Origin of the sequence: Arthrobacter humicola (assembly GCF_039531445.1) — a bacterium.
GTDB classification, from domain to species: Bacteria; Actinomycetota; Actinomycetes; order Actinomycetales; family Micrococcaceae; genus Arthrobacter; species Arthrobacter humicola.
The window spans coordinates 225,898-238,871 of record NZ_BAAAQB010000025.1 but is presented as its reverse complement, the minus strand read 5'-3'; the positions used below and the strand labels follow the sequence as shown (position 1 = coordinate 238,871).

The window sequence follows — 12,974 nt, the reverse complement described above, 5'->3', positions numbered from 1 at the left end:
GCCGGCGCCTTTCGCAGGAAAGACGCCGCCCGCCGGAGTTGGTTGCCGTGGTGACCGGTGCGGCGCACCGGGCGTTGTTTAGGCTTTGTGCGGCGGGCGCGTCATGGACATGACGTCCAGTGCGGTGTCCAGCTGCTCTTCGGTCAGTTCGCCGCGCTCCAGGAAGCCCATGGAGACGACCGTCTCGCGGATGGTCAGGCCCTCTGCCACGGCCTTCTTGGCGATCTTGGCGGCGTTCTCGTAGCCGATGAACTTGTTCAGCGGGGTGACGATCGACGGTGAGGCCTCGGCGAGGAAGCGGGCGCGCTCGACGTTGGCCGTGATGCCGTCAATCATCTTGTCGGCCATGACACGGCTGGTGTTGGCCAGCAGCCGCACGGATTCGAGGAGGTTGGCGGCCATGACCGGGATGCCGACGTTCAGTTCGAAGGCGCCGTTGGTGCCGGACCAGGCGATGGCGGTGTCGTTGCCGATCACCTGGGCGCAGACCATGATGGACGCTTCGCAGATGACGGGGTTGACCTTGCCCGGCATGATCGAGGAGCCCGGTTGCAGGTCCGGGATGGCGATTTCGCCGAGGCCCGTGTTGGGGCCGGAACCCATCCAGCGGAGGTCGTTGTTGATCTTCATGAAGGAGATCGCGATGTTGCGCAGCTGGCTCGACGCCTCGATGAGGCCGTCACGGTTGGCCTGGGCTTCGAAGTGGTCGCGGGCCTCGGTCAGGGGCAGGCCGGTGTCGGCTGCCAGGAGTTCGATCACGCGCTCCGGGAATCCGGCGGGGGTGTTGATGCCGGTGCCCACGGCGGTGCCGCCGAGCGGGACCTCGGCGACGCGGGGGAGAGAGGCGTTGATGCGCTCGATGCCGTAGCGGACCTGGGCGGCGTAGCCGCCGAATTCCTGGCCCAGGGTGACCGGGGTGGCGTCCATAAGGTGCGTGCGGCCGGACTTCACGACGTCCTTGAACTCCACGGCCTTGCGCTCCAGCGACTCTGCCAGGTAGCCGAGGGCCGGGATCAGGTCATTGATCAGCGCGGACGTCGCGGCCACGTGCACCGACGTCGGGAAGACGTCGTTGGAGGACTGTGAGGCGTTGACGTGGTCGTTCGGGTGGACAACTTTGTCGCTCCCGGCGGACTTGAGGGCGCGTGAGGCGAGCTCGGCGATGACCTCGTTGGTGTTCATGTTCGAGGACGTGCCGGACCCGGTCTGGAAGACGTCAATCGGGAAGTCGCCGTCGAACTTGCCGGCTGCAACGAGGTCGGCGGCGTCGGCAATTGCCTGGGCGAGCTCGCCGTCGAGCACCCCCAGTTCGGCGTTGGCCTGGGCAGCGGCCTTCTTCACCCGGGCCAGGGCCTCGATGTGGGCACGCTCCAGCGTCTTGCCGGAGATCGGGAAGTTCTCCACTGCCCGCTGCGTCTGTGCGCGGTACAGGGCGTTCACGGGAACGCGGACTTCGCCCATCGTGTCGTGTTCAATGCGGAACTCTTCGGTGTTCAACTCATCTGTGGAAGTCATGGGGCTAGCTTATTGGGAGTGGGCGTCCCACCGAAAACCGTGAACGGCCGCCGCAATCGCATCCGCGGCGGAAGGGGCCGGGCCGGACGTGCCGGGCTTAGAGCTCGCCGATCCCGGACACGAGGTCAGCCTTGCCGTCGGCCAGGCTGTACGCGAGTCCAATGACGGCGGCGCGTCCACCTTCCACTGCGTCCGAAATCACACGGGAGCTGTCCACGAGGCGCTGTGAGGTCTGCTTGACGTTCTCGATCACCATGTCATTGACGTCCTCCTGATTGTTACGCAGCGAGGTCAGCACGGAGGGGGTGATGCGCTCGACCAGGCTGCGCATGAAGCCGACCGGCATTTGGCCGGTCTCCACGGCAGTCTTGGTGGCCGTAACGGCGCCACACCGGTCGTGGCCCAGGACCACAATCAACGGCACGCCGAGGACGCTGACGCTGTATTCGAGGGAGCCGAGCACGGCGTCGTCAATCACCTGGCCGGCGGTCCGGACGACGAACGCATCGCCCAGGCCGAGGTCGAAGATGATCTCGGCCGCGAGGCGCGAGTCGGAACAGCCAAAGATCACCGCGAACGGGTGCTGGTTCTCTACGAGGGACGAGCGCCGCGATGCATCCTGGTTGGGGTGCGAGGATGCGCCGGAGACGAAACGTTCGTTGCCTTCGCGGAGACGGCGCCAGGCAAGTGCAGGAGTGAGATAGGTGGCCACGCCCCCGACTTTACTGTGTTGCCGCGGCCGAAGGGGAATCTGTTGCGTCCGGGGTGCTCGCCGGAGCCCCGGCAGGCGGATTGCTTTCGAGCGACTTCACCACGGCCGCGGCCAGGGTGGAGAACTCCTCCAGGGTCGCGGATCCGGACAGGATGACGGTGGTGCCGCGTTCGGCCAGCACCATGGATTTCTCGCCCGTGCCGGTGTCGCGCAGCTCCCAGTCCCGGCCGCCCGCGTTCCGGGTGCCGGTCACCGGCGCGTTCTTGGTCTGCTGCAGGAGCCAGGTGGGGTTGGCCTGCCGGGTCTGCACCAGACCGATGAAGGACTCCTTGGGCGTCAGGTAGCCGACTTCCCAGGCCGGGACGCCGCTGCCCGCGCCGGACTCCCAGCGGGCGTAGTTGGGATGAAATGTGTCGCCGGTATCGGCTGCCACGGGTGTGAATCCCGCCACATCGGCGGCGTTCTGCGCGACGGCGCTGACGTTGATGTTCGGGTGGTACCCGTCGGTCTTGGGCGAGGGATTCATGAGGACGATCGGCAGGAACGCTGCGATGCTCACTACCAGGGCGATAATCATGCCCATCACGGAAGCGTTGGCGCGTTTGGCTGCCGCGGCGGCGATGACGGGCCGGACCCGTGGCTGTCCGGAAGCGTCCGGGGCGGCCGTGGGGGCGCCGCCAGCCGGAGAACCGGGGGCTGCGGGGGAGGTGTCCTGCAATTCACTCACCCCTCTATAGTCGCCCATGTACGGGCCGATCTCACATTCGCGTCCCGGCGGCCGCCTGTGGGTGAAGTGCGTCACGCACCGGTCATCCCATGACCTGGCTAGGTTGCCGCGACTATGATCAGTAGCAGACGAATCACCGCGACGGATCGATCCTGGCCGTACGGGTTCAACGACCGCCACTCGAAGAAGAGGTTCACGTGACACCAGCGCCTATGTCCCAGAAGTACTCCACGCTTTCCCCCTCGCTCGCCGTCGGGATCGACGAGCCTGACCGCAACCTCGCACTGGAACTTGTCCGCGTCACCGAGGCCGCGGCCATCGCCGGCGGTCACTGGGTGGGCTTCGGCGACAAGAACAAGGCCGACGGCGCCGCCGTCGACGCCATGCGCTCCTTCCTTCAGACGGTCCACTTCAACGGCGTTGTGGTCATTGGCGAAGGCGAGAAGGACGAAGCCCCGATGCTCTTCAACGGGGAACACGTCGGAGACGGCACCGGCCCCGAGTGCGACGTCGCCGTCGACCCCATCGACGGCACCCGCCTGACCGCGCTCGGCATCAACAACGCCCTGGCCGTTCTCGCCGTGGCCGAACGCGGGTCCATGTTCGATCCCTCCGCCGTGTTCTACATGGAAAAGCTCGTCACCGGTCCCGAAGCGGCCGACATGGTTGACCTGCGCCTGCCGGTCAAGCAGAACCTGCACCTCATCGCCAAGGCCAAGGGCGTCAAGGTCAACCAGCTCAACGTCATGATCCTGGACCGCGACCGGCACCGCCCCCTCGTGGAGGAAATCCGCGAAGCCGGCGCCCGCACGAAGTTCATCATGGACGGCGACGTCGCGGGCGCCATCGCCGCGGCACGTGCCGGCACCGGCGTCGACGCCCTCATGGGCATCGGCGGCACCCCGGAAGGCATCGTCGCGGCCTGCGCCATCAAGTCCCTCGGCGGCGTCATCCAGGGCCGGCTGTGGCCCACGAGCGACGACGAGAAGCAGAAGGCGATCGACGCCGGCCACGACCTCGAGCGCGTGCTGTCCACCAACGACCTCGTCTCCAGCGACAACTGCTACTTCGCGGCCACCGGTATCACCGACGGCGACCTCCTCAAGGGCGTCCGCTACTCCAAGGACAAGGTCCTCACCCAGTCCATCGTGATGCGCTCCAAGTCCGGCACCATCCGCTTCGTGGACGGCGAGCACCAGGCCAGCAAGTGGGAAGGCTACGCCCGCAAGAGCTAGCACCTGCGCAGCCGCACTGCGCTGCACCAGCATTGACGACGAATCCCGGGGCCGCATCCGCGCCCCGGGATTCGTCGTATTCGGCCTCCAGTGTCTGGTGCCGGGGTTGCTGTTACCGCGGGGTCCATGACCGCCGTCTCAATGACCGCCGTGTCAATCGCCGCAGGGAGGTGGCAGCGTCGGCGGATTCGGTAGGGTGGAGCCATGACGTGGCTCGTAACTGGCGGTGCAGGATATATCGGTTCTCATGTGGTTTCCGCTTTGCGCGGCGCCCGGATCCAGCCGGTGGTGATTGACTCCCTCTCCAGCGGGCACCGTGAGTTCGTTCCGGCCGATGTCCCGTTCGTCCACGGCAGCATCCTCGACGCCGACCTCGTGGCCCACACCCTGCGGAACCACGCGGTGACCGGCGTGATCCACCTGGCCGGGTTCAAGTACGCCGGGGTGTCCGTCCAGGAGCCGCTGCTGACCTACGAACAAAACGTCACGGGCACCGCCCAGCTGCTCAAGGCCATGGAGCTCACCGGGGTCGACAAACTGGTCTTCTCCTCTTCCGCAGCCACGTACGGCACGCCCACCGGCGACATCGTCACCGAGGCCACCCCCACCAACCCGGAATCCCCCTACGGCGAGAGCAAACTCATCGGCGAATGGCTCATCCGGGACCAGGGCCGGGCCCGGGACCTGAAGCACACCTCGCTGCGGTACTTCAACGTGGTCGGCTCAGGGGCGCCCGAGCTCTACGACACAAGCCCCCACAACCTCTTCCCGATCGTGCTGCGGGCGCTCACGGCGGGCAAGACGCCGCGCATCAACGGCATCGACTACAACACCCCGGACGGCACCTGTGTGCGCGACTACGTGCACGTGGCCGATCTGGCGACCTCGCATGTGGCGGCCGCCCAGGCCCTCGCCGCCGGGACGCCGCTGGAGCGCGTCTACAACCTTGGATCGGGGGACGGGCTTTCCGTACGCCAGATCATGACGGCGATGGCCAAGGTCACGGGAATCGATTTCGAGCCGGAGATCGGCCCGCGCCGGGCGGGGGATCCGGACAGGATCGTGGCCGACGGCACGCTGGCCGCCCGCGATCTGAACTGGAAGATGCGGCACTCCGTGGAACAGATGGTGGCCAGCGCCTATGACGCCCAGCGGCACGCGATCACGACTGCCGGCTGACGACGCCGGCCGGCGGTGCCAACTGGGGGCGGTGCGTTCTCCCGCCGTCGGCTGCTGCCGACTAACTGTTCGTGAGGGCGCGGGACCGGGCGCGCAGCTTCTTCGCGAGCTGGGCACCCTTGCGGGCCAGCTGGTAGCTGCCGTAGCGGACCTTCCGGACCGGCAGGTCCCACGTTCCCGGATAGGCGATCTCGCGGCCGCCGAACGATTTCTTGAACGCCGTGAACCCGGCCCACTTGTGGTCGGGCTGGTCCGCGGGTGCCACGCCCCAGAGGTCCACGTGCTTCAGGCCCTTTGCCTGGGCATCCGCGATCAGGGTGACCAGCAGGGGAATACCCGCGCTGAGCTTGCGGTGCGTGTCATCAAGGGCCGCATGGGCGTAGGTCCGGGTGTCGGCCGAATCGTAGGCCAGGGCGGCGGCGATGGGGTGGCCGTCGAGCTCGGCGATGAACAGCGTCGCGGCGCCGGCCGGCATCAGTGAGCGGGCCACCTGGCCCAGGTACTCGTCGCTTTGCGGCTTGAAGCCGTTCCGGGCTGCCGTCATGTGCAGGAACTCCAGGAGGACGGAGATTTCCGCCGGGTCCTGGCTGGAGCGGAAGGTCACGCCCTTCTTGTGGATGTTGCGAAACAGGTTGCGGTTCACCGGCTTCATGTCCGCCAGGACGTCCTTGAAGTCCCGGTCGAGGTCCACAATCCAGCTCAGCTCCGGTTGCTGGTTGACCGGAGCCGGCTGCAGGCCGCGGCTGCGGAGGACAGCGTCGGCCTCGGCGGCCTCAAACCCCGCGGTGACGGGCTCGACCCGGACGAACACTGCCCCGCTGTTCCGGGCGAGGTCCGTCAGGGCCGCCAGCGCGGCGTCGAACGCCGCCAGCGATTCGGCGACCGGACCGTAGGGGGAGTACAGCAGCTTCCCGGCCGGGTTGGATTCCTCGACGGCGAGGAAGCGCCACCCGGGTCCGGACTGTTCGTGGACCGTGCGTCCCAGCGCACGCTGGAACTCTGCCCACTGCGGGCTCTGCAGGAAATAGTCCATGGTGTCAGGCTTCCAATCCGGTCGTGACGGCAAATGCGAGGGCGGTGCCGGTGGCCCCGGAGACGGCGTGGACGTTGACCGGGGCCTCGGCGGCGGCCAGGAAGGCGCTGGCGCCGCGGTCCAGTCGGAGCTCGCCCTTCGGGGAGTCGAGCCGGACGGAGCCGGCTGTGACGATGATGACAGCGGCACCGGACTGCGCCAGCGGCACGGGCTCCGCACCAGGCGCCAGTTCAATCCGCTGGAGCTGGAATTCCCGGAACGGCGGCCGGAAGAGTTCCTGGCCCAGCATGGTGGTCTCGGCGGGGAGCATGGGCACGGCGACTGCCTCGAACGCGACCGTCTTGAGCAGTTCCGGCACATCGATGAACTTCGGCGTGAGCCCGCCGCGGAGCACGTTGTCCGAGGACGCCATGACCTCGATCCCGAGGCCATGGAGGTAAGCGTGGACGTTTCCGGCCGGCAAGTAGACGGCCTCGCCCGGCGCCAGCGAGATCCGGTTCAGCAGCAGCGAAATCAGGACCCCCGGGTCTCCCGGGTACTGGCCGTTCAGCGTGAGCACGGTAGAGAGCGCGGCCTCGTGCTCCGCCATGGGAGCGCCGGAGGTCAGGACGGCGGCAACCCTGGCCGTCGTGTCGGAGACGTCCTCGCCGCCGGTGATCAGCCGTTCGAAGGCGGACCTGAGGGCCGTCGGCTCGTCCGGCTGCGCCAGGTCCTCGAGCAGTTGCGGGATCAACGGCGGCAGTTCCAGCCCCGCCAGCTCAAAGCAGGCCGCCAGGTGCACGTATACGGCCCGCGATTCCGCCGCCGGCCGGAAACCGCAGAGCGCCTCGAACGGCGTGAGCGCGAAGATCATCTCCGGCTTGTGGTTATCGTCCTTGTAATTGCGCTCCGCGGCGGCACGGTCGACCCCGGCGGCCTCTTCCCGGGCGAAGCCTTCCCGCGCCTGTTCGAGCGTGGGGTGAACCTGCAGGGACAACGGCGTCGCGGCCGCGAGAACTTTGAGCAGGAAGGGCAGGCGCGGGCCGAACGCGGCCACGCTCCCGCTGCCCAGGCAGTGTTCCGGATCCTCGGCGACCAGCGCGTCCAGCGCCAGCCGTCCGCCGTCGCGCGATGCGGGCGCATGCCGGCCCTCACCGCCGGGCGCCGGCGTCAGGGCGACGGACGGGGAGTCCGGGTGGGCGCCGATCCAGAGCTCCGCTTCGGGACCGCCGGAGGCCGGCCGGCCCAGGAGGTCGGCGATGGCCGTCGGGGAGCCCCAGGCGTAGGGCCGGAGGACGTTCTCAAGTTCGTACATGGCCTGGAACCTATCTGGTCAATGAAGGGTTGTCACTCTGATCTGGTCGCTCTGATCTGCTCGCCTCCGGCGCGGGCAGCAGGCGCGGGCAGCCGGCATGGGCCGCCGTGCGGCCGGGCCCTAGAGCGGCGCGCACTGGCCGTTGGTGGCGACGAGGTCGCGGACGGACTGTTCGTCGCCGTTGCGCTTGAACTGGTTGAGCATCTCTTCGGTGATCGGCTGGCCGTCCGGGGTCGTGGTGACCGGGGTGAAATCCGACGGCGAGGGCTGGGCAGCCGGCGCTGCTCCGGCTGGCGCTGCTGCGGTCGGTGCTGCTCCGGCGGGCGCTGCTGCGGCGGAGGGCGGCCCGGCGGCCGTCCCGTGCTTGGCGGCGCTGCCATCCGCGGCTCCGGCGGCCCCGGCGGCTCCCGCAGACGTCCCGGCCAGCAGTTTGGCGACCCGCGCGTGGATGACGTCGAAGTCCGGGGTCGTGGAGAACGCCGCGTCGAAGTCGGGCGGACCGATGGTCAGGCGGCTGACGTTCTGGCCCTTGGCCTTCATGGCCAGGTCCACGAAGCTGCCGAGCTGGCCGGAGGAGATGTTCGATTCGACCACTTTGGTGCCGGCCTTGGCGATGTCCTCGAACTTGGTCAGCAGGGTTGCCGGGTCGAGCTGTTTGAGCATCGCCTGCTGCACGCACTGCTGGCGCTGGATGCGGGCGTAGTCGTCCACGAACTCCCGGGACCGGCCGTACCAGAGCGCGTGGAAGCCGTCCAGCGTCTGGTCGCCGGCCGGAATCCAGCCGTCCGGCATGCCATGGATGCCGTTGGCCTCATCCACCACGGGGCCGCTGATGGGGACCCAGCCGCCGGCCTTGATCCGGATGCCGCCCATGGCGTCGATGAGTTTGGAAAAGCCGTCCATGTCCACCAGCACGTAGGCCTGGACCTTGATGCCGAGCGTGCCGGAGACCGCCTCCAGGGTTGCCTGCGCCCCGGGGTCCGCCACTCCGGGATAGAGGTCCTGGTGTTCGTTGGTGACCTCGGTGTTGATCGCGTTGATCAGGCATTCGTCGCCGCAGTTGTACCCGTCCGGGTACACCTTGCGCATGGGGGATTCCGCGCTGAACTGGGCGTTCTGGAGGTTGCGGGGAACGGAGATGATCGCCGTGCCGCCGGTCTTGGCGTCGACGCTGATGACCGAGAGGCTGTCCGGCCTGCGGCCCGTGCGGTCCGCCCCGGCGTCGCCGCCCATCATGAGGAAGTTGTACCGGCCGTCGGAGGGCTCCAGGGTGGGGCCGGAGCCGGAGAAGATACTGCCGATGGCGTCCCGGCTGACGTTGAGCAGATAGGCCGCGTATCCCAGGGAACCGCTGCTGAGGATCATGGCCAGCACGAGCGTCAGCACCACCGCGGGGCGGATCCGGGGGGTGAGCAGGCCGGGCCGGATCAGCCGCAACGTGTTCAGGAACAGGGCGGCCCAGCCGAGGGCCAGCAACGCCAGGCCGAGCACCAGCAGAAGCGAGGGGACCGGGCCGGTGAGGATGTTGATCAGCGTGGATCGGGAGACGAACAAGAGCAGCACGGCAAGCAGGGCCAGTGCCCACAGCGTCACGGTCACGCGCAGCGCGGCCCGTCCCAGCCGGCGGTTGCCCGCGACGATCTGGGCGCTGCCGGGAACCAGCAGCGTCATGATGATCAGCACGAACGCCCGCCTGGTCAGCACCGGGGCCGGGGCGCCGGAAGGATTCCGGACCGGGTCGCTCGGTGCCTGCCGGGACTGCCCGGGGCTCTCGGTGCCGCGCGCGGGGGCGTAGCCGTTGCTCATGTGGAGATCCCTAATGGCTGCCTTTTTGGCTGCTACGCGGGGCGACGTTTCCTTCGGCGAACACTTCGCTGACCTTCTCCCGCAGGCTCGCGCCCTTCCGGGTGGCGACGTCGTTGAGTTCCTGGGCGAAGTCGATAAGGTCCGCCCGCAGCTGGAGCGCGAGCTCGTCCGTGCCCGAGGCCAGCATCCGCACGGCCAGGAGGCCGGCGTTGCGCGCCCCGCCGATCGAAACGGTGGCGACCGGGACGCCGGCGGGCATCTGCACGATGGACAGCAGCGAATCCATGCCGTCGAGGGTCTTCAAAGGCACGGGGACGCCGATCACAGGCAACGGCGTGACCGAGGCGAGCATGCCGGGCAGGTGCGCCGCACCGCCCGCACCGGCGATGATGAGGCGAAGGCCGCGCTCGTGGGCACTCTGGCCGTAGCGGATCATCTCCGTGGGCATCCGGTGCGCGGAGACGACGTCGGCCTCGAACGGGATCCCGAACTCCGACAGGGCTTCCGCGGCGGCTTCCATGACCGGCCAGTCCGAGTCCGAGCCCATGACGAGGCCCACGATCGGGGTGACCGAACCGGCGCCGGCGAGTGGGGCTGCTGCGTTATCGGGTGCGGTGCTCATGCGGTCTCCTCGGGGGTTGGCGCGCTTGTGCCGGCGTGGGCCCGGCCGTTCCGGATGATGTCGGCCACGGTGGTGGCCCGCTGCCGCACGGAGTCGACGTCGGCGGCGGAGGTCCCGACAAGGTTGACGTGGCCGATCTTCCGCCCGGGCCGGACGGCCTTGCCGTAGCAGTGCACCTTGGCGGCCGGTTCGCTCGCGAGGGCGGCCGGGTAGGCCGAAAAGAGGTCCTGGTTGGCCCCGCCGAGGAAGTTCTTCATGACGACGACGGGCCCCAGCAGGTCCGTCGCACCCAGCGGCAGGTTGAGGATGGCCCGCAGGTGCTGCTCGAACTGGCTCGTCACCGAGCCGTCCTGGGTCCAGTGTCCGGTGTTGTGCGGGCGCATGGCGAGCTCGTTGATCAGGAAGCCCGCACCCACGCCCGGCGTCTCGAAGAGCTCGACAGCCATGACACCTGTCACGCCGAGTTCGTTGGCGATCCGGATGGCGGCGTTCTCGGCGGCCGCGGCCACATCGAGGGAAATGTCCAAGGCGGGGGCAATCACTTCATCGCACACCCCGTCCACCTGGATGGTGTGCACCACCGGCCACGCGCGTGATTCACCGTCCGGGGTCCTGGCGACCATGGCCGAGAGCTCGCGGCTGAATTCCACCTTGGCCTCGGCCAGCAGTGGAGACATGGCCTCGAACCAGTCGGCGGAGCCGCCCGCGTCCTCGGCCGACGACACGATCCGCACGCCCTTGCCGTCGTAACCGCCGCGGGGCATTTTCAACACCACCGGCCAGCCGGTCTCCTCACCGAAGGCGACGAGGTCCGCGACATTGGCGACGGCGGCCCACCGGGGGTTGGGCAGTTCCAGCCGGTCGATCGCGGCCCGCATCACCAGCTTGTCCTGGGCATTGACCAGGGCATCCGGACCGGGATGGACGTTGACTCCGGCCGCGATCAGGGACCGCAGGTGGGCCGTGGGGACGTGTTCGTGGTCGAAGGTCAGAACATCCAGGCCGCGGGAGAACTCGAGCAGGTGGTCGAGGTCCTTGTAGTCACCGACCGGGGCGTTGGCCACGGCAGAGACGGCAGAGACGTCCTCGCCTTCGGCGAGAACACGGAGCTCGAAGCCCAGGGCGGTGGCGGCAGGGGCCATCATGCGGGCAAGCTGGCCGCCGCCAACAACACCGATTACAGGAAAAGTCACAAGTCCCAGCCTACCGAAAACCTCGCGGGAACCCGGCTTTTGGCCACTGGAAGCCCGGGAAGAGCCCCGGAAAAGTGTGGGAACAGCGCCGATTCGATGCTTCGGGGGCCGCCGGGACTCAGTCCGGCGTCGGGTGCGCAGGCCGCCGTCGCGACGGTCCGCGAGGGCGGTCTCCCGGGAAACGGCGCTAAAATGGGCGTTTGGCCCAAAGGCCGACAGTTCCAAAAGGCCACGGAGGGTCATGATTACTACACTTACAGAGCGCATGCGCGGACTGGCCTCGCTGTTCTGGCGCGAAGTGGCCAAGTTTGGCGCCGTCGGCGGCATCGCGTTCGTCATCGACAACGGACTGACGTATTACCTGATGCACGGTCCCATGACCGACAGCGAAGCCAAGGCCCGTTTCTTCGGTGCCAGCGTCGCGACGGTGTTTTCCTGGGTTGCCAACCGATTTTGGACCTTCCGGCACCGCCGGCAGGCCAATGTGCTGCGTGAATTCGTGATGTTCATCATCATTAACGGGATCGGCATCGGCATCTCCACCGGCCTGACGGCGCTCGCGAAGTACGGCATGGGAATTACCGACAAGAACATGTTGTTCCTGGCCGGCGTCGTCGGCATTCTGGTCGCGACCGTGGTCCGGTTCTTCGCGTACCGCTTCCTCGTGTTCAACCAGGAACTCGACGAAGAGCCGGAGTTCTCGCACGACCACGAGATCATTGAGCGGCATCCGCACATGCAGCATGGCCAGGAGCCCGGCGCCAGTGTTTCCGCGACGGCCGTAAAAGAGGCCGTCAAAGATCCCGAGCTGCCCGGCCCGGCCGCCTGACGCACCGGCCTGATGCCCTAGGCAGAACAGGCCGGCCTGGTGCTTGCTTTCCGCTGAGCGCGCTCAGATTCCGCTGATGCGCTCCGCGGAACGCAGCTTGCCGGTCACCTCGACGTCGGGGTGCACCAGGACCACCGAGCCGTCAGCCTTCCAGCTCCCCAACGACTGAGCAAGGGCCATCTCGAGGCCATCCTCGGCCGGAACGAGCAGCCGCAGGCCGGCCTCGTGCTCGGCAGCGAAATCGTCCAGGAGCGCCCCGTGTGCGTGGGTTGTCCCGCCCGCGGTGCGAACCGCGGGGCGTTGGGCTTCCGGGTCAATGTGGGGCATGAAGAAGTCTCCGTGGGAGCGGACCTCGGCCGCGTAGTCGAGGACGCCGGTGGGCAGCTCGCCCGGCCACCGCATCGCCAGTGCCGGCAGCGACACCGCGAGGACGGCATCGAACCCGCCTGCCGCGGCGCCGGGGCCGGGATCCGCAGTGGCCAGCAACTCCGCCTCCGCGTCGTCGAAGACCACCTCCATGCCCAGCTGCCAGGCAGCCAGTGCCAGGATCACGGACTTCCAGTGGGCGGGCAGGTCCAGCCGCAGCCGCATGCCGGGTTCGGCATCGAGTTCGTCCTGCAGCAGGTTGGACGTCTTCGCCACCCAGTTGTCCAGCACGCGGCCGGACAGTTCCACCCGCTCGGAATCGGGGCCGTACCAGGTCAGCCGGGGCGCCGTGGACTGGCCGGACCGCAACGCTGTCATCAGTTCGATTGCCGGAATGCTCATGCCTTCATCTTGCCACGGCCCCTCCGCCCGCCCGCGGTGTGATGTCCGTCATGCCCGGGAT

The 12,974-nt window shown here is 68.1% G+C and carries 12 protein-coding genes; 3 read left to right on the top strand and 9 right to left on the bottom strand.

Features of this window, described 5'->3' with window-relative positions; translation table 11 throughout:
- Window positions 1-78 precede the first annotated feature (78 nt).
- From ABD243_RS08280 to ABD243_RS08270, 3 genes are all read right to left on the bottom strand, one after another.
- Complete coding sequence (locus ABD243_RS08280; RefSeq protein WP_091250771.1) at window positions 79-1,515, bottom strand: class II fumarate hydratase; 1,437 nt, start codon at window positions 1,513-1,515, stop codon at window positions 79-81.
- 97 nt (window positions 1,516-1,612) lie between these two features.
- Window positions 1,613-2,227, bottom strand: coding sequence for a carbonic anhydrase (locus ABD243_RS08275; protein WP_091250769.1), 615 nt, complete (start codon window positions 2,225-2,227; stop codon window positions 1,613-1,615).
- Between the two features lie 10 nt (window positions 2,228-2,237).
- Window positions 2,238-2,972 (bottom strand): DUF4245 domain-containing protein, encoded by a 735-nt coding sequence (locus ABD243_RS08270; RefSeq protein ID WP_344364161.1) that lies wholly within the window; start codon window positions 2,970-2,972, stop codon window positions 2,238-2,240.
- Between the two features lie 194 nt (window positions 2,973-3,166).
- On the opposite strand from ABD243_RS08270, the gene glpX reads away from it, so the two are divergent.
- Together glpX and galE are read left to right on the top strand one after the other, a co-directional pair.
- Entirely contained in the window at window positions 3,167-4,189 is a 1,023-nt protein-coding gene (gene glpX / locus ABD243_RS08265; RefSeq protein ID WP_175460428.1) for a class II fructose-bisphosphatase, read from the top strand.
- Window positions 4,190-4,393: 204 nt separating this feature from the next.
- A complete protein-coding gene (galE, locus tag ABD243_RS08260; protein WP_344364159.1) occupies window positions 4,394-5,368 on the top strand; it encodes a UDP-glucose 4-epimerase GalE in 975 nt (324 codons plus the stop codon).
- Between the two features lie 61 nt (window positions 5,369-5,429).
- Here the strand turns inward: galE and ABD243_RS08255 are convergent, their stop codons facing one another.
- The 5 genes from ABD243_RS08255 to ABD243_RS08235 all read right to left on the bottom strand — a co-directional run bounded on the left by ABD243_RS08255 (window position 5,430) and on the right by ABD243_RS08235 (window position 11,268).
- Complete coding sequence (locus ABD243_RS08255; RefSeq protein ID WP_344364156.1) at window positions 5,430-6,401, bottom strand: lipid II:glycine glycyltransferase FemX; 972 nt, start codon at window positions 6,399-6,401, stop codon at window positions 5,430-5,432.
- Window positions 6,402-6,405: 4 nt separating this feature from the next.
- Window positions 6,406-7,695 carry a mannose-6-phosphate isomerase, class I gene (manA, locus tag ABD243_RS08250; RefSeq protein ID WP_344364154.1) on the bottom strand — a complete coding sequence of 430 codons (1,290 nt, stop codon included), beginning with the start codon at window positions 7,693-7,695 and terminating at the stop codon, window positions 6,406-6,408.
- A gap of 120 nt (window positions 7,696-7,815) precedes the next feature.
- Window positions 7,816-9,501 (bottom strand): LCP family protein, encoded by a 1,686-nt coding sequence (locus ABD243_RS08245; RefSeq protein ID WP_344364151.1) that lies wholly within the window; start codon window positions 9,499-9,501, stop codon window positions 7,816-7,818.
- Window positions 9,502-9,511: 10 nt separating this feature from the next.
- Window positions 9,512-10,123, bottom strand: coding sequence for a 5-(carboxyamino)imidazole ribonucleotide mutase (purE, locus tag ABD243_RS08240; protein WP_116766019.1), 612 nt, complete (start codon window positions 10,121-10,123; stop codon window positions 9,512-9,514).
- Entirely contained in the window at window positions 10,120-11,268 is a 1,149-nt protein-coding gene (locus tag ABD243_RS08235) for a 5-(carboxyamino)imidazole ribonucleotide synthase (RefSeq protein WP_237563329.1), read from the bottom strand. Before ABD243_RS08235 ends, purE begins: the two co-directional genes overlap by 4 nt.
- Window positions 11,269-11,557: 289 nt before the next feature.
- Between ABD243_RS08235 and ABD243_RS08230 the strand changes: the two genes are divergently transcribed.
- The gene (locus tag ABD243_RS08230) at window positions 11,558-12,145 is read left to right on the top strand and encodes a GtrA family protein (protein ID WP_344364148.1); all 588 of its coding nucleotides are present in this window, start codon (window positions 11,558-11,560) and stop codon (window positions 12,143-12,145) included.
- Window positions 12,146-12,208: 63 nt separating this feature from the next.
- Here the strand turns inward: ABD243_RS08230 and ABD243_RS08225 are convergent, their stop codons facing one another.
- Window positions 12,209-12,913 (bottom strand): TIGR03089 family protein, encoded by a 705-nt coding sequence (locus ABD243_RS08225; RefSeq protein ID WP_344364145.1) that lies wholly within the window; start codon window positions 12,911-12,913, stop codon window positions 12,209-12,211.
- Window positions 12,914-12,974 lie beyond the last annotated feature (61 nt).